General features: G+C 49.1%; 6 protein-coding genes. All 6 read left to right on the top strand.

Translation table 11 applies throughout. The features are described 5' to 3' along the window. The first annotated feature begins 116 nt into the window (after positions 1–116). Positions 117–3,476: an STY4851/ECs_5259 family protein gene (locus HUZ68_RS02370; RefSeq protein WP_187208221.1), complete on the top strand. Its 3,360-nt coding sequence runs from the start codon at positions 117–119 to the stop codon at positions 3,474–3,476. Further along, the gene (locus HUZ68_RS02375) at positions 3,476–9,790 is read left to right on the top strand and encodes a motility-regulating DEAH-box RNA helicase (protein ID WP_112925116.1); all 6,315 of its coding nucleotides are present in this window, start codon (positions 3,476–3,478) and stop codon (positions 9,788–9,790) included. Before HUZ68_RS02370 ends, HUZ68_RS02375 begins: the two co-directional genes overlap by 1 nt. Positions 9,791–10,013: 223 nt before the next feature. Further along, positions 10,014–12,872 (top strand): DEAD/DEAH box helicase, encoded by a 2,859-nt coding sequence (locus HUZ68_RS02380; protein ID WP_001041505.1) that lies wholly within the window; start codon positions 10,014–10,016, stop codon positions 12,870–12,872. 2 nt (positions 12,873–12,874) lie between these two features. Next, positions 12,875–17,794 (top strand): DNA methyltransferase family protein, encoded by a 4,920-nt coding sequence (locus HUZ68_RS02385; protein WP_097749636.1) that lies wholly within the window; start codon positions 12,875–12,877, stop codon positions 17,792–17,794. Further along, positions 17,794–24,135: a DEAD/DEAH box helicase gene (locus tag HUZ68_RS02390; RefSeq protein ID WP_097435520.1), complete on the top strand. Its 6,342-nt coding sequence runs from the start codon at positions 17,794–17,796 to the stop codon at positions 24,133–24,135. Before HUZ68_RS02385 ends, HUZ68_RS02390 begins: the two co-directional genes overlap by 1 nt. Further along, positions 24,132–26,246: a UvrD-helicase domain-containing protein gene (locus HUZ68_RS02395; RefSeq protein WP_000218182.1), complete on the top strand. Its 2,115-nt coding sequence runs from the start codon at positions 24,132–24,134 to the stop codon at positions 26,244–26,246. Before HUZ68_RS02390 ends, HUZ68_RS02395 begins: the two co-directional genes overlap by 4 nt. Positions 26,247–26,872: the final 626 nt, after the last annotated feature.

Consider the following 26,872-nt stretch of genomic DNA (forward strand, 5'->3'; position numbering starts at 1 on the left):
ATTGTAACAAGTTTTTTCGAGATATAAATGATTTGTCTCATTTTTAGCGAGTTCATCGGGTTGAGCTTTTTTATGATGATAGTAACCTGTTACGAATTGTATCAAAGGAAGGCAGGTTGCTTGTGAAAACTCCAGTTAACCCACTTTTGCAATGGCTTAACATGTTTTTTAGTCGCCGTTCATTATCCGGAGCTGATGGACGGGCGTTATATGCTTACCGTTGTACTGATACAGAGTACGATAGTTTGGCAGAACTACTGCGTACATATGCCCCCCGTAGTTATCCAAGAACGATATTCATTTCCTATAGCGATGTTCTATTTAGCATATATGCCGCAGAGTTTATCCGCCGGACTCATACGGTCGGACACCCTAAATGGGACACAATTTTAGATTCTATTAACTGGAAAGTTCCGTATGTTCATCGACAGAAGCTGGTTAATGATGGCATTCGCTACTGGAAAAGAAAGATAAGAAACCTGGGGCAAGCTTCGGGTTATCTCCATACACTGGCTTGTGAAGGTGGTTTACCTATCCGCATGATTGAAAATGAGAGCGGTTATTTGATTACCTATTTCAGAAGGATATATCAGGCGCTTCGTGGGCAATCATCTCAATATCCTGCCGCTAAAATTGCACAAGAATTAGGCGATACGATTCCTGTCACAATGCAAAACGAACTGGTCTATGAAATAGCCGGTGAATTCTGCGAGACTCTCTGCCGATTACTTAGTGAGCAACCTCCTCAAAGCAGTGATCCCGTTTCTGCATTACGTAAGCTCTCTCCAGACTGGCATCTTCAACTTCCACTCGTTCTCCCCGAAGCGAATGCTGCAGAGATTGTAAGGCGATTACTATCTCAATCTTCTGAAATACGCAGTGCAAGTAGTCTTCAGGTTGAAAGAATCTGGGTCGATGTTGATGACAGTTGGTATTGCGATGCCCGGTTCCGATTCCCGGCCACAATGCGTACAGAACAGTTAACCTCTTTGTTTGAATGCTATATTCAGCCGGAGCAGACCCGACTCATCATTTCAGGAAAATGGAAAAATGGCGGGGCAAGGTTGGCAATGCTAAGCCGTTACGAGCAGCAAGATTGGCGGGTCGAGTTATTACCTATTGCGATGCAAAAACTCTCTGGTGCAGATGCAATGGCCGAAATCTCATTGTCGCTTCATGAAGGTCCAATTCTGTTAGGCCACACAATTCCAAAAGGCGGTTATGAACTTACTGAAGAACTTCCCTGGGTTTTTGAAGCGATGAATGAGAGTGAATCGCAGCTAAAACTTGTTGGTATGGGGTCTGTGAGTTCCAGTCTAAATGCTCTGTTTATTTCGCTACCGAAAAATAGCCATTTAGATATTAGTGGAGAAGGTGAGTTTGATATCCCAAGGTTGCTGAAAAACAGTGAACGCAGCTTAACTAAAATAAGTGGAGTATTTAGCGTTGTTTTACATGATGGTGCAGTTTGTACAATTCGCACCCAGCAACTTTATGATTCTGCGATTGAATATTATATTAAATCGACAGAAGTTGAACTGGTTAAATCGGATTATCCTGTCCATCGAGCCTGGCCGAAGATCGGTTGGAAAAAGGATCTGCAATATGGTATTGTACCGGAGAAAGAACTTTTTTGGCGTTCCATTCGTTCAGGTAATAATGCCTGGTATTCTGTCGCATCAGAAATGCCAAAAGGACAGATAGAAGTCCGGCGAATAGTTAATGATGAGGTTTTATTTAGCGGTAAAGTTGTAGTTTTACCAGCAGACTTCGATATTAATATTATACCTGAGAGTGCTCAGCAAGGCATTATTATGCTTTCTGGTATAACGGATACTAGAATTGATAAATATTCAAACAATGAAAAAGTAACACTTAAGTCCGATTATTCACAAAACGAGTGTGCTATTTATTATAATTCATCGCTGATGCTGGAAAATACCGTTGATTTACGGGTCTCCTGGAAAGATGGTTCTAATCTTAAACTATTATTACCTAAGCCGGTTAGCGGTGGCCGATTTGTAACTAATGATGGTTCTGTTCATTTTGATGGTGTGGCATCTATAGCACATTTGCATGGAATAGATGCTGAGTTATTAACCATATCATGTGCTGGAAGAGGATATCTTAATATCGAGTTATTGGATGAAAATCCAGTAGCTGAAAAATTCCGCTATTTACATGCCGACCTTCCTCTTTTATCAGGACGCAATGACAAATTACAACAAATTTCACTTTATGAGAACTATAATTTGCTAAATGCTATGCTGGCATGTGCATGGAACAGCAATAGTACATTATGTGTTGATTTTTACTCTGACAGATTTGGAAAGGATAAAGCAACACTCAATATTAAACGCTACGATGGTAGTTTTATTGAACACGATCAAGGGTTACTGGTTGATATAAAAAATTCTGTTGTTTTTCCTGCAAATAGAATAGACGAACTGGTTGTTGATGCTATTTCTCTTAAGAATCCTGGCTTACACATATCATTGTTAAAAAAAGATGAGTTTGCTTATGATCTTTCAGCTCTGAATGTTCAGGATAGTCCATGGTTAATTGTGGGAAAACTTGATGGTACAGCTCGCATTGCACCAGTAATTAAATGGATGCTACCTGTATTGCAGACAAATGATTTATTACTAAATGCTCTATGCGAAGCAGACCCAGAACAGCGCAAAAAAAATTTTAATGAGCTAATTTTTGAAATAGATAACAACCCATTGCAAAATTATTGCTGTTTATTAACAGAGTATATTAAGAAATACAAAATGAATAATGGCTTATCCTTGCTGGATCTGGACTTGTTCAGAGGTATTTCGAGTAATTACCGCGTGGTTGTTCAATTGTTAATATCATCATGTCTTTCTGGTGATAGCGATACGATTTATGATATACAGGAAGAATTACCCTTTTCATGGGGATGGATTCCCGTTTCAATCTGGAAAGATGTTTTCCAAAAATGTTGGACTTATCTGGAGAAACAGATTAACGATAAAACATTAGCATTACATATATTGCAACCCTTTATTGCTTTTATGAACCATCGTGCACATATCGATCGTCGGCTGGCTCCGATTGCGAATATGTTACTTACATATAGTGAGAGCCTACCAACCGGTTGTGATGTATTGCCAACTGTTAGTCGTGAGCAGTTTAATGAAGCTAAACAGATGCTATTAAGGAACCCCGACAGCTTTGGGCGTATCAGTATCTTCCCTAAAGAACTTTGGTCTAGTGCTATTACTCCAGAGTTAAAATCTGTTTTTAATAAGCTTTGGATTGAAGATAAATATCACTCACGGCTTGAAAAACGTTTTAATTTGATGTTAGTCGCAGCGCTGTTAACCCAAAAAGATAATAACCTGATACATCAACTGTCTGCGCTTTTTGAATTTCACTATCAGCAAGCCCCACAGCAATTAGGGGTAATCTATCAATATTATTTTGAACAAGCAGGAGTATGTCATTGATGGACGTTCAGCAACTGCATTATGCGCCACTTCTAAATCAGCTTCATCAGCGTGCGGTGAGGTCGGTGGTAAGTCAGTTGGCATTGCGGAGCAAGTCGTTGACTCATTATCTGGAATCACAATATTTTCAGCCTCCCGGTCAGGAGGGGTCACTGCTTGCAGACCCGGTATTCGAAAGTACATTCGGCTGGATGCCTGCGGATGAAACAATGGAGGATTTGCGGGACAAGCTGATCTCCAGCCCGCTGGTTGATGCATTGAGCAAAGCGCCAGTGCCATTTCGTCATCAACTTACTGCGTGGCGAACGATTCTGGAAGACAAAAAATCCTTGTTAGTGAGCAGCGGTACGGGATCCGGGAAAACAGAATGCTTTATGGTACCGGTTCTGGAAGATCTTATTCGTCAGCAAAAATCGACCCGCCAGTCACTAACAGGGACACAAGCTATTTTCTTGTATCCGTTAAATGCATTAATTAACAGCCAACAGGAGCGGCTTCGCGAATGGACGCGCGGATTTAAGGGGAAAATACGCTTCGCGCTATATAATGGCGAAACCCGGCATACCAAATACGAAATTCAGGAAGATCAGTTGAAAGTACCTGAACAAGCTTTGAGTCGGGAAGCCATTTATGAAGCACCACCTTCCATCATGGTGACGAATACCACCATGCTGGAATATATGCTGATTCGTCGTAAAGATGCCCCAATCATCGAAAAGTCTCAGGGGATGTTAAAGTATATCGTCCTGGATGAAGCCCATAGTTATATTGGTTCTCAGGCTGCTGAGTTAGCGCTGCTTTTACGTCGTGTTATGCAGGCTTTCAATGTTGGACCCGGCACAGATAAACCTGTGCAGATTATCGCGACCTCTGCCACTATTGGTGAAGACTCTCCTGAAGGTAATAAGGAGCTTGCTAAATTTGTCGCTGATCTCGCGGGCGTTACAGAACGTGATGTCAAAGTGGTTCGCGGTTATCGACAAATACCGCGGGTATCGGAGTCGCTGATTCGTCATGAATACCCCACATCTTTAACTTCTCTTAAATCCCTGAGCCCTCAGGATCTTTACCAACAGCTTTGTCATTACCGTGTGGCCCAGCAATTGCGTCAGGCGTTAACTCATCCCGGACGGCAGGCAGTACGTTTGAGTGAGTTGCTCAATGTTGCCAGAAGAACCTGGCCAGATATTAATCACCGTGAGCTACTGCAACTCCTCGATCTAATGGCAAGATCGCGAGAAGGTGAACTGGCTTTTACGCCATTACGTATGCATGGGTTTATCAGAACACTGGCGGGTCTATGGGCATGTTCAAACAAACAATGCTCACATAAAGCACATGAATTAAATCAGAGTGACTGGCCATTTGGTCAGGTATGGTTTGAGCAGCGCCAATATTGTGACTGTGGAGCGCCGGTATTTGAAGTTTTACGTTGCTCCGGGTGTGGTTCAGCTTATTTGTCTGCCAAAGAGGAGATGCGCGGTGATGGAACGAACTGGTTGGTAGCGCAACCAGCCGCTGCCGAAGTGGATGAGTTTGCTCTTGATGTAGATGTTTATTCTGAAGATGAAGACAACGACGAATTAGACAATAACTCTCAATTTGATCGTCTGATTGCGAGCGATGGTGAAAAATATATCATTTCACTGGAAGAAACGACGGCGGGGAAAATTGATAGTGAAGCGCAAAAGCACTATGAAATAAACCTGTTAAGACCGGAATCTCGAGGTGAGGGACGCAATAACTCCTTTGCTTGTGTTTGCTGTGGTGACACTCAACGGAAAAATAATCCTTTATTCCGTCCGCTTCGGCTCGGCGCGCCCTTTTTTTTAAATGAAATTATTCCTACTCTGCTGGAGTTTTCTCCATTACCGCAAACAAGAGAAGAGCAGTTAGGACCGTTTAATGGTCGACGCTTGCTCACCTTTACGGATTCGCGTCAGGGTACCGCTCGCATTTCAGCCCGCTTACAGCAGGATGCCGATAAAGCGACGTTGCGAGCTCTTTGTTACCAGGAGCTGGCAAATATTACAGAGCCTTCAGCAAAACTCAGCCCGGCACACTGTGCACTGTTAGAGAAAGTTATTAGCCAGTTTTCTGTCCTCCCTTTAAAAAATTCCATCGACGCGCTGAAAAAAGCGATGGCTGCGAATGAGGAGCTTAGCCCGACGGACATTCAGGCACTTAAAATTATTGAGCCGATGGTGAGTTCCTTAAGCCCGGATCATGCTGAAGCGATGCAAATAATTCAGGCTAACTCTGGCAATCAGCAGAAGAAAACCATGTCATGGCAAACGCTGTCTGAACAGCTGGTTGGCAGTGTGGACCTTGCCGATAGAATGAGAGGCAGTTTTAAAGAATTGTCGGGGCTTGATCTTACTAAACAACAGTTTGCAGATTTTTGTTTATACAGCGAGTTTGGTCGCCGCCCTAAAAATGCCTGGACCCTCGAAAGTCTGGGTCTGGTAGCCATTCACTATCCATTTATTGATAAAGTTACAACCTGCCCGCAGGACTGGAAGACATTATTACCCGATCCCGATAAGCAATTAGCGGAATGGCGTAATTTATTGAAGATTACTCTTGATTTCTTTATCCGTGAAAACAGTGCCGTTTTTTACGAAAACGAGCAATACCCTCGCTGGATGGGGGCACGTTTCCCGGTAAAAATGCTCCAGGGGCCAGATAAAAAAAACAAAGGGCAGAAACGTGATCAACTTTGGCCACAAATACGCGATCGCCATTATAACCGGGTCATTAAGCTATTAATCGCAGTCTTTCCGGCAATACAACCTGAGCAGGCTCACTGGAAATCGTTAGTTAACCACTTAATGATTGAGGTCTGGGATGCAATTCGACCCTGCTTACGTCAGTTTGAGTCGGGTTATCAGCTGGATATTAAACAACAGGCTGAATTTTACAGTCCAAAGCAAGTGTGGCGTTGCCCCTATACTCGACGTGCGTTAGACGTCACGTTGCTGGGATACTCTCCGTATTTGCCGGGTAGCAAAGAAATTGCACCTGAAAAAGCAGTGTTGATTGAAATGCCTGAGCTTCCTGTACGTCACTGGCGTTTGTCTGGTGGTGGAGAAATCGCCCGAGAAGAACGTCTGGAGTGGTTGGAAAGTAATGCGCTGATTCAACATGCCCGCGAGGAAGGATTATGGTCTACTCGCAGCGACCGACTGGCCCTGAAAGATAGCTGGTATCGTCTGGAGGAACACTCTGCGCAGAGAACGCCTGAGCAGAACCAGTTTAATGAAAAGCAATTTAAGTCAGGCAAAGTTAATGTGCTGAACTGCTCCACGACCATGGAGATGGGGGTGGACATTGGTGGTATGAGTTTGGTGGCAATGAACAACGTTCCTCCAGCTCCGGCAAATTATTTGCAGCGTGCAGGTCGCGCGGGGCGTCGTGGAGAGAGTGCATCTGCTGCCATTACGTTATGTAAAAACACGGCGCATGGAATGGAGGTATTCAAAGACCCCCTCTGGGCGTTCAACACTACTGCCAGTGCGCCACGGGTTCGTTTTGGGAGCAGTAGTATTGTTCAACGACATGTTAATGCCCTGGTTTTAGGTCTGTTTTTACGAGCTGAAGTTCCTGATGCGACAAAACTGAGTTGCAAATGGTTCTTTGAAGGTGATGAGAGCCAGTGTCTTCGTTTTCTCCATTGGTTAAATCACCAGGCCGATCAGCTGGCGGATAAACTTAAACGCCTTACTCAGGGAACCGTCCTGATGTCATTGACGACAACCCAGCTCTTGACCCGCACACAAGCAATGATGCAGCAGGTTGATATCCGCTGGAGAAGCCAACTTGCGATACTGTTGGAAAATATCGAAGCGTTGAAGGCGGATAACAGCGCGTGGGAAGAAACACCAGCAGGTAAAGCCATCGCTTATCAGCTTCGTGATTATCGCGGTGCATATCTGTTTTCTAAACTCATTAGTGAAGCGTTCCTGCCGGGGCATGGTTTCCCGGTTGGCGTCGTCAATTTCAATTATCTGACGGCAGATGAGCTGGAAAAACGTCGCGCAATAAAAGCCACTCAGGCTGACCCTAATGAAGGGGGAGAAAGCTTTTCTCGTCGTATTGAAAAATTGCCCAGCCGTGATTTGCCTACAGCATTACGCGAGTATGCGCCTGGTGCAGATGTGGTATTGGGCGGAAAAGTATATCGTTCCTCGGGCATTATGCTTGGCAAGGTGCTTGCCAGCGGGCAGGAGCTGTCAGGCGATCATCATATTCCGTGGTTCTGGCATTGCCGTAAATGTGGTGCGGGGGCAACCAGTACTACCCGTCCTGTCGAATGTAGTCACTGCAAAGCGGATATACAGCAACTTGATGTGAAGCGTTATTTACAGCCTGTTGGTTTTGCGACAGATATTCGTTATCAGGCACATAATGATGTATCCATGCCTGCACAACTTCCCTGGAAAGATCCACGTGTTCTTGTACCGTCTTCGGTGTGGGTTTCTTTACCCGATGCTGGGCTAGGACGTTACCGTTTTAGCCATAGTGGGGAATTGTTCCACTTCAGTGAAGGGGAATTTGGGCACGGCTACGCAATTTGCCTCTCATGTGGTCGGGCAGAATCTCAAACTCAACCCCAGCGTACCCCTGAAAATCTAAAGAACCCAGAGCGGGAAAATACGCATTACCTGTTGCGAGGGGGCAGTAACGATCGTCAGGGGAGCAATAAATTGTGCCACGGTCATGTGCATAAAGATCTGTGGTTGGGATATAGCAGTCGTACAGATATGGTTGAGCTGCAACTCAATGATGATAATGGCCTGTTGATCCGTGATGAGGTTGCCGCGCGTTCCCTTGCGGTCGCTTTGCGTGAAGGGTTAGCGCATAAATTGGGTATCGAAAATACTGAGCTGGGCGTGACGACGCAGCAAGCGCGCGATATCAATGGCTATACCGGATATTCCATCTTCATTTACGACAATAATGCGGGTGGTGCAGGTTATGCAGTGCAATTGATCGACCATTGGGCTGATGTCTTTAATTACGCCAGAAAATTGCTCGATTGCAGTTGCGATAAATTCTGTCACCACTGCTTGCTCAGCTACGACAGTCAGCATTATGTCAACAGATTAGATCGTCACTATGCATTAACCCTGCTTACCAATGTACGGTTGCAGCGACTTAACCTCGCGCCAGAATATCAGTACTTCGGCGATGGTAGCCGGGTTGAAACTAACCCTCTGAGTTTACGTATTGCGCAATGCCTGAACAGCGAGATTTATGACTCCTGCTCGCTGGTTCTTGCGGGGCCGCAGGAACAGTGGGACTTTGCCCAATGGCCATTATTTAAAGAGTTGCTCCAGTTTGCCTCCTCCGGTGGGAATGTTGAGTTGCTGGTGGCCACGCCGCTGGCAAACTTAACTGATAGCTCCAGACATCAGCTTTCCGCGTTGGCGGCGATGCCGGGAGGTCGCTTACAAGTGAAATCCATTGCCACTGCGCAGCTCATGCAAGGAAAGGGGCGCTGGCTTGCGCAGGTGACTCGCGAAGGGCAAAGCCAACAGTGGGCCGCAGACGACAGCGCTACCGTTGCACCTGGTGAATTATGGGGACAAAGTGCGTCTTCACCAGTAGTGACACTTAAAGGAACGTCCGGAAAAACCTTCTCGGGTCAGACCTTAAGTGCAGAAGATTTACTGCCCGCCTTACCCACCGGGGCGGTGCGCATCAATCTCTGTGAACAACTGGACGGGCCGCTGGAAGGTTTTGGTTCGCGTTTCTGGTCGTTAGTCACGCAACAGCACGCTGGCTGGAAGCAGGCATTTACCCGCCACAAAGAGATAACGCATGTTGAGTACAGCGATCGTTATCTTAATAGCCCATTCACGGCGCGTTTGTTAGGTGAAATCTTAACCGAGCTGGTTGAACAGGGAATGGCGGAACGCGCCAGCCTCACTGTTTGCGTCAAAAAATTGGATTACAACTCTCGCCAACACGACGCTCTCTATAACGCGTGGCTTAATGAGGAAGATCGTCAGCAGGTTGTGACCACTTTACTTGAAGAAGGATATCTGGGGCCTGCGTGGCCGGGAGCAATTAGCTGGTTAACGGGGGATAACCAGAGTACGGAGCATGGACGAGAACTGACAGTCACCTTCAGCGATGGCAGTCAGCATTATGTCCTGCTCGACATGGGGCTTAGCTACTGGCGCTGTATTGAAGATACCTTCTTTGATTTTGCCCTGCGAGTACCGCAGCAAGTTGAACGGCTGGCAAACACGCGAGCGCGAGCTGTTGCCCCGGGTAATGACCTTAGGAGTTATATTATCGCTGGATAAATAATTGCTCCCCTGGGGATATCTTCCAGGGGAGTTGACCCAGCTCACTTTTTAATAATTTTTGTTTGAAAATCATGCGCAATTTATGCGCATTCCCTCCCATTTTGTCACTTTGCCGGGGGCCTTCATGATATCTTTAAGGCCCTCTTTTTTATCGCAGTGTGCCGCGCCACATTTTTCAGGATGACGTTACCGCCACTGCCCCAAATAGACAGAAAAACCGATGAATAAGCAAAATTATGCACCTGGTATGCGGGTGGTTATTCGTGATGCCGAATGGCGTATTCGCCGGGCGGATGACAGTGGTGATGGTGGGTATTTGCTGACCTGCGATGGTATTTCAGAGCTTGTGCGCGGTAAAGAAGGGTTATTTCTGACCAAACTGGAACAAAAAGTAGAGATCCTGGATCCCGCAAAAACGCATTTGGTGGAAGATGAATCCGCCAATTATCAAGCGGCACAGTTGTATATTGAAAGTCAGTTACGCCAACGCGTACCGACAGACAGTAAAGTCCATTTTGGTCATCTGGCGGCGATGGATTCCATGCCGTTTCAGCTCGATCCTACGCGGATGGCGCTGGCACAACCGCGTCAGCGGATACTCATTGCCGACGCTGTTGGTCTGGGTAAAACGCTGGAAGCCGGTATTCTGGTTTCGGAACTGATCCGTCGTGGGCGCGGAAAACGTATTCTGGTTCTGGCGGTTAAATCGATGCTGACACAATTCCAGAAGGAGTTCTGGAGCCGTTTTGCGATCCCATTGACCCGCCTGGATTCTGCTGGTTTACAAAAGGTGCGTAACCGCATCCCAACCAACCACAACCCGTTCCACTATTTTGACAAGACCATTATCTCCATCGATACGCTGAAACAAGACATTGAATATCGTCACCATCTGGAAAATGCCTGGTGGGATATTATTGTCATTGATGAGGCCCATAACGTCGCAGAACGTGGAACCAGTTCGTTACGCAGTAAACTGGCAAAACTGCTCGCCGGGCGCAGCGATACGCTGATTATGCTTTCAGCAACACCGCATGATGGTAAGGCTGAAAGTTTTGCCAGCCTGATGAACATGCTTGACCCGACGGCGATCGCCAACCCGAAAGAGTATGAATACGCCGATTTTGCCGATAAAAATCTGGTTGTCCGTCGCTTCAAAAAAGACGTGAAAGATCAGATGTCCGGCGAGTTCCCCGAGCGCAATATTGTCAAATTGACTCGCCTGGCATCCGGTGCCGAAGAAGAAGCATACCGTCGTCTGGTTGAGAGCCAGTTCCGTGATGATGACGATGAACAGGCCCAGTCTAACAAAGGTCGTCTGTTCAAGATAACCCTCGAAAAAGCGCTATTTTCCAGCCCGATGGCGTGTGCCAGCGTCGTGGCGAATCGTCTGAAGCGTCTTGAGAGCCGTAAAGATCATAATAGCCAGAGCCAGATCAACGAACTGGAGTCATTGCTGTTGGCGCTGAATAACATTGATGCCAGCCAGTTTAGCAAATACCAGTTGCTGCTCGACACCATCCGAAAAGACCTCGCCTGGAAAGCCAATAACACGGAAGATCGCCTGGTGATCTTCACCGAAAGTATTAAAACGCTGGAGTTCCTCGAACAGCAACTGCGAGCGGATCTGAAATTGAAAGATGACCAGATCGCCACGCTGCGCGGCGATCAGGGCGATACGGTATTGATGGAAACCGTAGAAGCCTTTGGTAAAACGCAGTCGCCGTTGCGTCTTCTGGTTTGTTCGGATGTGGCATCTGAAGGGATCAACCTGCATCACCTTAGCCACAAAATGATTCACTTTGATATTCCGTGGTCGTTGATGGTATTCCAGCAACGTAACGGGCGTATTGACCGCTATGGGCAAAAACATCAGCCCCAAATCCGCTATCTGCTTACCGAGGCCAGCGAACCACAGATCAATGGCGATATGCGCGTACTGGAAGTGTTGATCAACAAAGACGAACAGGCGCAGAAGAACATTGGGGACAGTTCGGAGTTTACCGGCAAATTTACCCAGGAAGAGGAAGAAGAGCAGGTTGCAGAGTTCATGATGCAGGATGATGGTGCCAGCCTGTTTGATCAACTGCTGAACAGCAACGTCTCGGAAAGCGCCGAACACGATCTGTTTGGCGAAATATGCAGTGCGGTTTCCAGCGATGCCTCAATGGTCACCGAAACAGACACCAGCTTGTTTGCCAGCGAACAGGCGTACTGCGAAAGAGCATTGGGTTACCTGAAAGCCAGTGGTCAAACTATCCAGTATGAAACCTTGCCTGATAATACCTTGTCGCTGGTGGCACCGGAGGAGTTACGCCGCCGCTTCAACCAGCTACCGCCTGAAATTGCCCCGGAGAACTGGCAGCTCTATTTAAGTCAGGATAAAACCGTCATCACCGACGCGATTGCGCGCGCTCGCGGTGAGCAACATGCCTGGCCCGATGTGCAGTATCTCTGGCAAATCAACCCGGTAGTGCAGTGGCTGGACGATAAAATCTCTTCGGCTTTTGGTCGTCATCAGGCTCCGGTTATCCGGCTGCCATACCTGCTTGAACCCGATGAAGATCACTTCATTCTTTCCGGGTTATTCCCGAACCGTAAATCACATCCGATGGTGAACCCGTGGATAGTGGTGAGCTTTAACCGTGAATCGCTAATCGGCAGTCAGCCTTTCGCTGAGTTTTTACAACGTCATCCGCAGTTGAGTAACAAGCTGACTAACAGCGGCGGTAAAGATCGTAATCACCAACGCCAGCAGGATTTACTGGAAGCGGCTATTGCTCATGCCCGGGAGGTATTCATCCATGATCGGAATGCGTTTGAAACGCACATTAACCAGCAACTGAATGAGCATCTGCAAAAGCTGGACGTTTTGCGTGGGCGGCAGTTGAGCCAACTTGAGCTGGATTTTGCCGATAACAAACAGCAATTGTCAGTCAAGCAGAGCCGTAAAGAGCAGAGACAACGCGAAATCGAACACAATTTTGACAGCTATATCGAATGGATTGAGGACACCATGACGACTGAAAAAGAACCCTACATTCAGGTAATTGCTGTTATCACCGGAGCGGAGGGTTAATCATGGCGCTGGTCGGTATTAATAACGAAAACGAATTTTACTCTAACCACTATTTGGGTGAGGTTTTCACCAGTGATATCCGCGATGTGCTGGAACCCTGGATAGCCCAGGAAAATGCAGCGCGTGAAGCGGAGCGTGCCGCTCGTGAACAGGGCAAAGACGTGGAGCCGGGATACCGCGCTCCGTGGAACCAGTTTAACAGTCTGGCGACTGAGTTTTTCCGCAAACTTGCCGAGCACGAAAAACAGCGTCAGATCCCGCAGCGTCTGGCCGATCAACGTAATCGCTGGCAGCCATTGTTAAAGGCGCTGGGCTACGAAATTACGCCACAGATCCAAATGCTGGATGACGATACCCCGCTGCCGGTACTGGCGCGTTACAACAGCACTGACGGTAGCCCGTGGCTGTGGATTGTTGAAGCACACGATCAGGAAGAAGGAACGCTGGATCCGCTGGCGCTCTCCTTACTGACCGCGCAATTCCCGGCGGATACCGACAAACATAAGCGCGACAGCCTGCGCAAAAAAGCCAACGGTGAATATCGCAGCTGGCAGGATTTGCTCTCTACGGCGGTCTTCACCCAAAATGAACCGCCGCGTTTTGTGCTGCTGCTCGGTAACCGTCAGCTATTGTTGTTGGACCGTACCAAATGGGCGCAAAACCGTCTGCTGCGTTTTGATTTTGAAGAGATTTTAAGTCGTCGTGAAACGGATACGCTGAAAGCGACTGCGGTGTTGTTACATAAAGATTCTCTGCTGCCGGGCAGTGGGGCACCTTATCTTGACTCGCTGGATGACAATTCGCACAAACATGCGTTTGGTGTTTCGGAAGATCTGAAATATGCCCTGCGCGAAAGCATTGAGTTGCTGGGCAACGAAGCGATGCATTATCTGATCGACCGTGGCCTGGCAAACTATACTGGTAACCGTGCGGTGGACCCGGATGAACTGAGCCGCGAATGTCTGCGTTACATGTACCGCCTGCTGTTCCTGTTCTACATTGAAGCGCGCCCGGAGCTGGGTTATGCGCCAATGACCGCCAAAACCTATCTGCAAGGTTACAGCCTGGAAACGTTGCGCGATCTGGAGATGATCCCGCTGACCAGCGAAGAAGATCGCAACGGGCGCTACTTCCACGACAGCCTGAATATGCTGTTTAAACTGGTGCGCGAAGGCTACAACGGCGGCGTGAAAATGCAGAGTGACCTGGAGAGCGGCGACCGGATCACCATCCATAGTCATCAGTTCAGCGTCCCGCGTCTGGAAAGTCATCTGTTTGATGCCAACAACACCCGCATTCTTAACCGCGTGGTATTCCGTAACGAAACCCTGCAACAGATTATCCAGGCGATGTCGTTAAGCCGCCCGGGCAAAGGGCGCTTTAACCGCCGCGGACGTATTTCTTATCGCCAGTTGGGTATCAACCAGTTGGGTGCGGTGTATGAGGCGCTGCTCTCCTATCGCGGATTCTTCGCCAGCGAAGATCTCTACGAGGTGAAGAAAGCCGGGGAAGAGTTTAACGAGCTGGAGACGGGTTACTTCGTCAGTAAGGATGAGATTGGCAAATACCACGAAGACGAGAAGGTCTACGAGAAAGACGGCAGTCTGCGCATTCACCGCAAAGGCAGCTTTATCTACCGTATGGCCGGGCGCGACCGTGAGAAATCTGCCTCTTATTACACCCCGGAAGTGCTGACCCGCTCACTGGTTAAATATGCCCTGAAAGAACTGTTTAAGGAGCAGATTGATCCCATTAGCGATCCGCACGCCAAAGCCGACGCCATCTTAAACCTCACCGTGTGCGAACCGGCGATGGGCAGCGCGGCGTTCCTTAACGAAGCCATCAACCAGCTGGCGGAAGCGTATCTGTTCCACAAGCAGCAGGCGGAAGGTCGCCGTATTCCGCAGGATCGTTACACCCAGGAGCTACAGCGGGTGAAAATGTACATTGCCGACAACAACGTTTTCGGCGTGGACTTAAACCCGGTGGCGGTGGAGCTGGCGGAAGTGTCACTGTGGCTGAACGCCATCAGTGGCGATGCCTTTGTACCGTGGTTTGGTTACCAGCTGCACTGCGGTAACTCGCTGGTGGGCGCGCGCCGTCAGGTGTTCAACAAGAGCGAACTGACCTACAAAAAAGTCAAAGATCCGAGCTGGCTTAACAGCGAGCCGGTCGAACTGGCGATGAACACGCCGCGTGAAGAGACGCAGATTTTCCACTTCCTGCTGCCCGACGGCGGTATGGCTAACTACAGCGATAAAACTGTTAAGCAGCGTTATCCGGATGACGTCAAAGCGCTGGACAGCTGGCGCAAAGAGTTTATTAAAAGCTTTGCCGGGCATGAGATTGCTGATGTGCAGCGTATCAGCGAAAAGGTGGAAGCACTGTGGAACATCTATCGCCAGCAACTTAAAGCAGAACGTCTGAAAACCGCCGACAGCTACCCGGTGTGGCCGGCAGAAAACAGCGAGCAGACGCGTTCTTCGCTGAGCAGTAAAGATGAAACCTTTAGCGGTCGTCTTGAAGATAACAGCGCCTACCAGAAGCTGCGTTGGGTGATGGACTACTGGTGCGCGCTGTGGTTCTGGCCGATCGACAAAGCCGATGAGTTACCGGATCGCGGTACCTGGTTGTTTGAGATTGAAACCCTGCTCGACGGGATTGTGATTACGGAAAAAGTCACTGAAGTTGCGGAGCACACTACTGGCGATCTGTTTGCCGAAGAAGGCCTGCTGCGAGAAGAGTCTTCGCTGTTTTCCGTTGCTGGTCGTCTGAAAACCGAGGTGCTGTTCCGCCATTTGCCGCGTCTGGCGATTGTCGATGCCCTGAGAAAGCAGCACCGTTTCTTCCACTGGGATCTGGAGTTCTGCGACCTGTTTGCCGAGCGCGGCGGTTTTGACCTGATGCTCGGAAACCCGCCGTGGCTGAAAGTGGAATGGCAGGAAGCGGGCGTGCTGGGTGATTACGAGCCGGAATTTGTGCTGCGTAAGCTGAGCGCCTCGAAGCTGGCAACGTTGCGTGTTGATACCTTTAACCAGATCCCGGCACTGGAAGCGGCCTGGCGCAGCGAGTATGAAGGCTGTGAAGGGATGCAAAACTTCCTCAATGCGCAGCAGAACTACCCGGTACTAGCAGGACAAAAAGCGAATTTGTATAAATGTTTTCTACCTCTGGGGTGGCGCTTAGGGGCGCAGAAAGGTGTCGTAGGGTTCCTGCATCCGGAAGGAATTTATGAAGACCCGAAAGGGGGAAAACTGCGTGGGGCGGTCTATCCAAGGTTAAGAGCTCATTTTCAGTTTCAAAATCAGCATATGCTTTTCCCTATCGGTGACAGGGTTAAGTTTAGTATTAATATCTACACCGCGTTTGTAAGTGATCATATTGGCTTCATTAGTATTGCAAACTTATTCTCGGCAAAAACGATTGAACTGTGTTTGTCGCATGATGGAACTGGAGAAGTGGGTGGTATTAAAGATGACGAAACCGACTCATGGAACGAATCAGGACACCAAAGCCGCATATTGAAAGTATCGTTAGAGCGGCTTTCCTTGTTTGCTAATTTGTATGATGAGCTAGGTATACCTGCGATTGAGGCCAGATTACCTGCTCTTCATGCGGATCACTTGGTGTCTGTGCTTGAGAAATTTGCTAAGCAGCCAACTAGATTGAGTGACTTAGAAAAAGACTATTATTCAACCCAACATTGGAACGAAGTTAATGCTCAGGATGATGGGATAATCAGACGCGAAACCCAATTCCCGGAAGACGCATCCCAATGGATTTTGTCTGGTCCGCACTTCTATGTTGGAACACCGCTTTATAAGACGCCGAGAGAAATTTGCACAGAGAAAGGACATTATGACTGCCTGGACTTGCTAACTCTGCCCGACGACTATTTGCCGCGCACTAACTATATTCCAGCCTGTGATGCACAGGAATATGCAAAGCGCACCCCTCGGGTGTCGTGGACGGAACCGGGGGAAGATGAACCGAGAAAGGTAACAGATTATTATCGTTTTATTAGTCGAGAAATGTTAAGTCAGTCGGGTGAGAGAACTCTAGTAGGGACACTAATTCCAAAAGGTGTTGCAAATATAAACACATGTATTCAACAAGTTTTTGACGATTACAATAAGCTGCTTGATTTTTATGTCGGCTCATTATCACTACCGGTAGACTTTCAAGTGAAGAGCACTGGTGCGGGTCATGCAAATAAAAGTGTAATTTCGAAATTTCCAATTATAAACTTAGCAAGTTATATAAAGAATGCAGCTAGAGTCAGGGCATTATCCCTTTCCTCTTTGACTATAAATTTTTCAGAGTTATGGAACATCTGTTACAACGATGATTTCCAAAATCAAAGTTGGAGCCGCGATCTCCCGCAGCTCCCACAAGATTTCTTCACCAACCTGACCCCAGAGTGGCAGCGTAACTGCGCCTTACGCTCCGACTATAGTCGTCGTCAGGCGCTGGTGGAAATCGACGTACTGGTGGCGCAGGCGCTGGGGTTAACCCTCGAAGAGCTGCTTACCATTTACCGTGTACAGTTCCCGGTGATGCGCCAGTACGAAGCGGATACCTGGTACGATCAAAACGGCCGCATCATCTTTACCCCAAGCAAAGGGCTGGTGGGCGTTGGCTTGCCGCGTACCGCGCGTAAAGCTGACCTGAAAAACGGCTTTGTCTTTAACGTCGACAGCCCGGAGTGGACCGGCGGTGACTGCACCGACCAAGCTATCGGCTGGGATGATGTCAAACATCTTAAAACAGGTACCGTCAGCGTCACCTTTGATGACTATACCCGCAGCGACGAAGGCGAGCGCCGTACCGTCACCTGGCAGGCTCCGTTTATCAAGCCAGATCGCGAAGATGACTACAAAGTGGCCTGGGCGTTCTTTGCACAAGATAAGGAGAGCGCCTGATGTTGCCGTCCGTTGTCAGTCGGCAGGTCGCCGACAGCGTTGCCGCCTTTTTACGGGCGGCGTTCCCGCTAAACAGCCCGCTGTTTAACGGTGAGAATAACGATAATGTCTCAATGCTGGAGCAATTTCTGGCCCAGCCCGAAACGCTGCTGAAAGGACCATACCTTTCCGCCCAGTTGCCGTTTCGTAAAAGTGACTTACCGCTGAATTTCTTCCCTAATCTGACGCTGCCGTTCCCGCCGCACGCGCATCAGGCCCGGGCATTTCAGCGTCTGGGAAGCGACGCGCCACAGCCGACGCTGGTCGCTACCGGTACCGGCTCCGGTAAAACAGAATGCTTTATGTTCCCGCTGCTCAACCACTGCGCGGGCGCGTCACAAGCCGGGGTTAAAGCGATTATCATCTACCCGATGAACGCCCTGGCAACCGATCAGGCCAGCCGTTTCGCCAAAACCATCGCCAGCGATCCACAACTGCATGGCAAGGTGACCGTCGGCCTGTTTGTCGGCGACAGCGAAATCGAACCCAGCAAAAAAATGTCGGCAGAAAAGGTCATTACCTGCAAGCACACACTGCGCGAAAGCCCGCCGGACATCCTGTTGACCAACTACAAAATGCTCGACTACCTGCTGATGCGCCCTGGCGATCAGCCGCTCTGGCGTTACAACCAGCCCGGTTCATTGCGTTACCTGGTCGTGGATGAATTGCATACGTTTGATGGCGCGCAAGGGTCGGATCTGGCCTGTCTGGTGCGACGTCTGAAGCATCACATAGGTGTGGATAACCAACGATTCGCCTGCGTCGGGACATCAGCTACCGTCGGCGACGAACTGGGGCAACTGCTCGATTACGCAAAAACAATCTTTGACCAGCCGTTTACCGATGACGCCGTTATTCGCGAAGATCGCTACACGGCAGCGGAGTACTTGCAGAATTACGCCATTGCGTACAGTCAGTATCCGGGGCCGGAGGTCGCTTCGGCCCTGGACCCGCAGGGTTACGCTACCCCGGTGGCGTATCTCAACGGGCAAATTCCTTTGTGGTTCCCCGACAGCGACTTGCAGCTTCCGGACGATCTGGAGAGCGACGACGGGCGTGAAAAGCGTATTGCGCTGGGGTCACTGTTACGCCGCCACAGCGTGATGCATGTCTTACTCCATGATCTGCAAGGCGGGATCCTCTCTGAACGAGAGTGTCTGGAAAATCTCCAGGTCATGCTGGCAGAAAGCGCCGACCATGCCCGACGCGTGCTGCAAAGCATTCTGGCGCTGATCGCACAGGCACGTCTCGAAGTACCGGAAACGGAACACGATCGGCAAAAACGTCTCCAGGCGAAGAAAGCGCGTCCGGTGCTGCCGTTTGTGCAACTGCGCTCCCAGTTGTGGCTTCGTGAGATGCGTCGTCTGGTCGCCAGCGTGGCGAAAACGCCGAGACTGGTGTTTGCCGATGATGTGGCGGTGGAAGACCGCGAACACTATTTGCCGGTTATCCACTGCCGTGACTGCCACGCAACAGGCTGGGCCAGCCTGCGTCATGGGCAAAGCGTTCAGCTGGAAACAGACCTCGACGGCATTTATCGCCAGTTCTTTGAAAAAGGGCGCTCCATCGTCCTCGCTTTCCCGGATAACAACGAAAAAGCGGTCAGTGGCGCACACCAGAAACTGTGCCCTACCTGTCTGAAACTGAACCGACAGTCCAGCGTCCAGTGTGGACATTGCGGTCATACGGAACTGTTGCAGGTACTGATCCCGGATATGCTCAAAGAGCGTAAGGACGAGCTGGAGTTTGCTAATGAATGCCCGTACTGCAACAGCAAACAGGGGATTTCGATTCTGGGGTCACGGGCTGCCAGTCTGTCGGCGGTGATGATTCACCAGCTTTATGGCAGCCAGTTCAACGAACATAAAAAGCTGATTACGTTTTCTGACTCGGTACAAGACGCCGCGCATCGTGCCAGCTTCTTTACTGCCCGCACATGGCCGCTGATGATTCGTGGGCAAATTGCCAGTGTTCTTGGCGAAAAAGAGACATTACCGCTGGATGCGTTCGCGGCGCGTGTTTGCCAACAAACGCGTGAACGTTCACCGGACGATGCTCATTTTGCAGCGAACTTCATCGCACCAAATATGCAGTGGCTGAATGATTATCAGACGCTGAAAAATGAAGGCAAACTGGCGGAGAACTCCGATCTGCCGGAGCTGGTTTCCCTGCGCCTCGACTGGGAGGTGTACAGCGAATTCACCCTGCGCGCGCGTATCGGACGTACGCTGGAAGCCACCGGTTATGCCGTTGCCGGAGTGGATAAAGAACGCTTTAATCCGGCAATTACCGCCCTGCATCAACAGCTTTGTGAAGAGCTGGGTGATGAGATGTCCGGTGTGAGCGTCGAGCAGGTCGCGCACCTGGCGCTGGGGGTTATCTGGTATCAACGCCAGGCCGGGGCCGTTATGCATCCGGCGTTCGAAAGTTATCGCCGTGATGGCACGACCTTTATGATGACGCAAAAAGAGCGTACCTCGCGCTATATGCCTTCTATCGGTCCGAAAACACGTAAACCGGCTTATGCGTCGTTTGAAAAAATTAATGGTTTCCATCGCCTGATTGGCGCGAAGTCTAACCCCAGCTGGTATCAGCATTGGATCAATCGCACGCTGAGTAACGGCAATAATCTGTTTATCAGTAGCGTTGCGGAAACAGTGTTACGACGCCTGTTTACGGCGTTGAAAATAGCCGGAGTAGTAAAAGATTTTGACACCAAAGGGCGTGAAGCCTGGGGACTGGTGCCTTCGGCGCTGGTGGTGAGCCGTGACGTCGTTCAGCTTAATTGTTCATGTTGCCGTGAGGTTGTCCGGGCTCCGGCCGATCAAGGCTGGCAGTGGCGTAATGCGCCTTGTCTCTCTTTACGTTGTGAAGGTTGTTACCAGGAAGTCGACAATATGGCGACCTGGCGTTGGGAGAACATGGACATCGCGCGCGTGCAGGGCGCAGAACACACGGGGCTGCTTAGCCGTGAAGATCGCGAAGCCACCGAAAAATCGTTCTACCGCGGCAACCAACCGTGGAATATCAACCTGTTGTCGGCAACACCGACGCTGGAGATGGGTATTGACGTTGGGGATCTTTCCACCGTTTTACTCTGTTCTGTCCCACCTGCTCAGGCCAACTACTTGCAGCGTATTGGTCGCGCCGGTCGTAAAGATGGTAACGCGTTAAACATTACCGTGGCAGAAGGGAACCCGCACGATCAGTTTTTCTTTGAAGAACCGCTGGAGATGATGCAGGGCCAGGTGCAGGCTCCTGGTGTCTTCCTCAATGCAACGGCTATTCTCGAACGCCAGCTGGCAGCTTTTTGTATGGATAACTGGGTGAAAACCGGTGTACCAGAATCCGCTATCTGTAAAAACGTCAAACAGATGCTCGATGAGCTGGAGTTCGGGCGTAAATCGGGTTTTCCGTATAACTTACTGCGATATATCGAACAGCATCATGCGGAGATTGCTGCGCAATTTACGGCAATCTTCCCCGATCTTGCCGCAGAAACTCGCCAACAGCTGTTGTCTTATCTTCAGGGCGCGCCAGGACAACGCTCGCTGGTGCAGCGTATCGAAGAAGCGTTAAAACTGCTGGTGGAAGATCGCAAATCTTTGCGCTCACGCATCGATAAACTCAAGCGCAGTATCGATAAACTGGAGAACGCGCCGCGCGATCAAAACTTTGATAGCGATATGCGCGAGTTAACTTCGGAACGGCAGGCGCTGATGGCGCTGGTCAATCAAATCAACAATAAGCAAACGCTGAATTTCCTCACGGATGAAGGTCTGCTGCCTAACTACGCCTTCCCGGAAGCCGGTATTACGTTACGTTCTGTGCTCTGGCGGCGTAAAGAAGGCGGGGAAGCACGTGAATATCAAAACACCACTTTCGAATATGAACGCCCGGCATCAACGGCGCTGGCTGAGCTGGCTCCGCTGAATAATTTCTATGCCGGTGGGCATAAAGTTGAAATTGAGCAGATAGACCTGAAGGTCTCTGAGCCGGAGAACTGGCGTATCTGTAGCCACTGTAACTACAGCGAAAATATCGACCAGACGGGCGACCAGCATAAATATTGCCCGAAATGTGGCACACCGGGGTGGGCCGATGCCGGACAAAAAACCACGCTGCTGAAACTTCGCCAGGTTTATGCCCGCGCCAGCGCACGTGATAGCCAGATCAGCGACGAGAGCGACAGCCGTGAACCTGCTTTCTTCCAGCGTCAGCTATTGGTTAGTTTCGAAAAAGAAGATGTATCGGCGGCATACGCGATTGAGGAAGGCGAAGTTCCGTTTGGTTTTGAATTTTTAAGCAAAGTCACCCTGCGGGATATCAACTTCGGCAAAATGGCGGATGATGCCAATGAGTTGATGATTGCCGGAGAAGCGAAGAAGCGAACCGGGTTTAAAGTTTGCCTCGGGTGCGGCATGGTGCAGCGTCCTCGCGATCATGAACCACGTCATGATTTGAGCTGCAAATATCGCACGGAACCGGAAAAGGCGAAGTTCGAAGATTATCTCTATCTCTATCGCCAGCTGGAGTCAGAAGCGTTGCGTATTCTGCTCCCGGTAAGCAGTTACAGTAATGACCGTGTCGTGGAGGCTTCTCTTGGGGCGGCGATCCAGCTCGGCCTTAAGCATTACTTCAAGGGGAATGTCGATCACCTGAAAGGTGTTGTGTACCGCGAGCCGGAAAATGAAGGCGAATCCTGGCGGCAGTATCTGGTGATTTACGATACCGTCCCGGGGGGAACTGGTTCTCTTAAAGAGCTGATGCGCACTCCCGACAATTTGCTGAAATTACTTGAACTGGCCTATCAGGCAATAGTGGAATGCAGTTGCAACAATGATACGCATAAAGATGGTTGTTATCGTTGCGTTTACGCTTACCGTGACCGTGGGCGCATGAAGTATGTCTCCCGCGATCAGGCGCGTCTCTTGCTGGCGAAAATTTTGCAGGCAAGAGATTCGATACGGGTAATTGATTCCATCAAAAACATTTCCCTCGAAGCCATGATGGGCAGTGAGCTGGAAAAACGGTTTATTAGCTGCCTGCAAGAAAATAAAAACCTGATTGTCAGTCGCAGTTACGCGCATCAGGGCGCTGGGTGGATTATTAACACCCGCAGCGAACCGATGATGAGCTGGCATCTTAAAGCTCAGGTGGATTTAGGCGCTAAAGAGGCGGTGGGGATCCCTTGTCGCCCGGATTACGTGCTATATCCGCTTATGCAGTCTGATGCCATTAAACCGGTGGCTATTTTCCTTGATGGCTTTGCGTTCCACAAAAATAGCGTCGCAGAGGATGTGCAAAAACGCCAGGCGATTCGGGATAGCGGTAATTTCTGGGTGTGGACAGTCACGTGGGCCGATCTCAAAGAGCCTGGGCTTAAACATGTTCAGGATGTCCTGGGACTTGGGCATAACCCGGATATGAAACAGCCTAAGTTTTATAACCTGTTTCATGATACCAACTTTGCGGCCCTTGAAGCGTCGTTCCGGGAACGCAACAGTTTTGCACTGCTGCTGGATTATCTCGCCGATCCGGGCGGAAGAACGCAGTTATGGCAGAGAATGGCTGCTGCACATGCCTGGGTGTGGTTGGATGTGAAGAAGTCACAGGACGCGGGAACGAAACAAAAGTATGCCTATGAAATGCAGGAAAACGCGCCAGCCTGGCGGCTAGCAGAGCTTTTGCCAGACGAACCGTTTGTCTTTGGTGGTTTACTCGATAGCTGTAACTCATCGCAGCAATTTATTGAGCTGGCTTCGGTGTTGCCACAACAAGCCATTAAACCGACGACCAGCGTCGCACAAATGCGCAGCTGGCTGCGTTTGCATATCTGTTTTGACGATCGCTATACGCAGGATGACGGTTATGAAGCGGGACTCAATGGCTTCTGGCGACTGATAAACCTGTTACAGTTCCTGCCGGATATGACCTTTACCAGCCGTAAAGCCGTGCATTTACCGCAGGAAAGCGTTGACACTAAAGTTTCGGCAACGCCAGAGGCAGTACCAGAGACTGATGAGAGTTGGGCTGAGATTATTGAGTTTGGCTTATTAAGCGCTGAAGAGATCGCGTTGCTTCAGTCTCATTCTCTCTCTGCGCCGACTCTCGGCTACGAATTGCAAAATGATGAAGGTGAAATTATTGCGGAAGCCGATCTCGCCTGGCCATCACAAAAATGGGCATTGATTATTGATAATCAAGAATTTATTCCATTATTCACAACCAGGGGTTGGCACGTTGCATTCGGGCCAATTGACGAAAATACATTGCAACATCTGTCCGGAGGTGACAAATGACGGTGCAAACGCCCAAGGTGGCACTTTCTGATGGTTTTCTGGGCGCATTCGCGCGGATCCCAAAAGCACAGCAAAAAAAGGTGCAGGAATTCATCTCCAAATTCCGTCAGGACCCGACCAGTAATGGACTTAACTATGAAAAGATCCACGATGCGCGCAGTAAAAATGTTCATTCGGTGCGAATCGATCAAACTTATCGCGGCATTGTTCTGAAACCTGAACAGGGTGCCCTGTATATGCTGATGTGGGTGGATAAACACGACGAAGCATACGACTGGGCGCGGCGGCATGATTGTTCGATTCACCCGGTTACCGGCGCGATTCAGGTCATTGATATTAGCTATATCAAACCGGCACCGGAAGCGGTGGTTGATAAACCGAAACTCTTCGCGGCTTACAGCGCGGAACAGATTCTGGCCCTGGGCGTGCCGCCTGTCTTTATTGATCAGGTGATGGCGCTTACCGATGAAGCCGGGCTTAATCAACTTGAAAGCATAATGCCAGCAGAAGCCTGGGAACCTCTGCACTGGCTGGCAGAAGGGCTGGATTACCAGGAAGTGCTGGAAGAGTTTAACGATCATCGTGATGAGCCTGTTGATACCAACGACTTTATGGAGGCGATTGAACGAAGTAAACGTCGCTTCCATGTCGTTGAAAATGAACAGGAGCTGTTGCAGATGCTTAATGCGCCTTTAGAAAAATGGCGTGTATTTCTGCATCCGAGCCAGCGAAAATTGGTGGAGTCGCCCGCTAATGGTCCGGTACGAGTACTGGGCGGTGCAGGTACAGGGAAAACGGTTGTTGCGATGCACCGTGCGCGGTGGTTATCTCAGCGTCTGGCAGATAAACCCGGTAAGAAAGTACTTTTCACGACCTTTACGCGTAACCTGGCGGCAGATATTCGCGCTAATCTCCAGCGGTTGTGTACGCGAGAAGAGATGGCGCGTATTGACGTCGTTAACATTGATGCCTGGATGAGCGACCAACTAAAACGCCACGGTTATGATTTCCGCGTGGTATACGACAGCGATGAAGGGCGACGCAAATGCTGGAACTATGCCTTGCAGCAGGCACCTGCCGAACTGGGGCTACCTGACAATTTCTATGCTGAAGAGTGGCAACGCGTTGTCCAGCCAAATGCGGTTTACACCCGGGAGGAATACCTCAAAGTCAGCCGGGTTGGACGTGGTACAGCGTTATCCCGTATTCAACGGGCGAAAATCTGGCCAGTCTTTGAAGAATTCAGAGCACAAATGGCGCGTGCCAAACTGCGCGAAATGGGCGATGCCATGCATGAGGCTATTGTTCTGTTTAAAGAAAAACAGGTTCAACTACCTTATAGCAGTATTGTGGTCGATGAAGCTCAAGATATCGGTGCCCCGGCATTTACTCTTATTCGCAGCCTGGTTCCCGAGTCGCCCAACGATCTGTTTATTGTCGGGGATGGGCATCAGCGTATTTATCGCAATAAGGTCGTTCTTGGTCAGTGTGGTATTAACGTCCGTGGTCGTCGCAGTAAAAAATTGAAGATTAACTATCGGACCACAGAAGAGACGCGTCAATTTGCTGTTGGGCTGTTAACTGGTGTGAAGGTTGATAACCTCGATGGCGAAGCGGATACCAGTAATGATTATTTGTCATTACTGCACGGGGAAAAGCCCATGATTACGCATGCGGCAGATTTCAAAGAAGAGGCTGCAACGCTCGTCAAGCAAATTCAGGCATTGCTGGCGAATCAGGTTCGTTCTCAGGATATCTGCATTACTGCGCGTACTAAACATGCTTGTGACCGCTACGCATCAGCACTGAATGACGCCGGAATTGAGACATTTAATTTAGGCAATGATAGCGGTGACAGCGATGCACGCCCTGGCGTGCGGGTTGCAACGATGCACCGTATTAAAGGGCTTGAGTTCCAGTATGTGTTCCTGGTGGGGATTAACGAAGGCGTTGTGCCGGAAATAAAAGCATTAGCATCCGATGATCCCGTTGAACAGCGTGATGCATTATTTAATGAGCGCGCGTTACTGCATGTGGCTGCAACCCGTGCCGTAAAAGGGCTGTTTGTTTCATCATCTGGTGTCCCTAGTCCGCTATTAGTGGCTGACTGATAATATGTCCAAAACAGGCCAGGAGCCGAAACGCTCCTGGTCTATATAACCGTTCTGGCAACTGGCGATATTTATATTGCTTAGCTCCCAACAGCCAGACAATATCAACTTAGAAATTATATTCGCTTATGCGGTTTGCATATTGCACAGTACAACCTGTTTTCTCTATATCTAACGTAACGTCAGGATGTGGATGATTTTTGGATGGGGTGACACACTGGACAAATATAGCTGGCACGAAAAGGCTGGCATTTCCAGCTGACCAATAGTCTCTGGAACCATGATGATGATAAAATAAATATCTTAAGTTTTAAACGTATGATGCCAGGATTACCAGAATTATAAACGAATATATTAGTTCTTTTCTATTTGTTCAGGAGGGGTATAAAAATTGCAATTGTTAATAGTATCGTCAGGACGATAAAAAGATAATCATGACAAAGGCAATTGAACTAAAATGATTGACATTTTACAGGTGGTTTGTCAGTGATTTCTTGTTATTCATAATTTATTTTCCGTAAAAAATAGTAAGGTGATCACCTGAATAAAGGTAATCTCATATTTTGATGAGTATAGCGATTTTTTATTTCTCTGGTGAGGAATGAAGGAAATATCAATGGTAAGGA

This window comes from Shigella dysenteriae (assembly GCF_022354085.1).
GTDB classification, from domain to species: Bacteria; Pseudomonadota; Gammaproteobacteria; order Enterobacterales; family Enterobacteriaceae; genus Escherichia; species Escherichia coli.

Bases quoted from the DNA above. Each gene is read 5' to 3' on its own strand.
- HUZ68_RS02375 (WP_112925116.1), top strand. From the start codon at position 3,476: ATGGACGTTCAGCAACTGCATTATGCGCCACTTCTAAATCAGCTTCAT.
- HUZ68_RS02380 (WP_001041505.1), top strand. From the start codon at position 10,014: ATGAATAAGCAAAATTATGCACCTGGTATGCGGGTGGTTATTCGTGAT.
- HUZ68_RS02385 (WP_097749636.1), top strand. From the start codon at position 12,875: ATGGCGCTGGTCGGTATTAATAACGAAAACGAATTTTACTCTAACCAC.
- HUZ68_RS02390 (WP_097435520.1), top strand. From the start codon at position 17,794: ATGTTGCCGTCCGTTGTCAGTCGGCAGGTCGCCGACAGCGTTGCCGCC.
- HUZ68_RS02395 (WP_000218182.1), top strand. From the start codon at position 24,132: ATGACGGTGCAAACGCCCAAGGTGGCACTTTCTGATGGTTTTCTGGGC.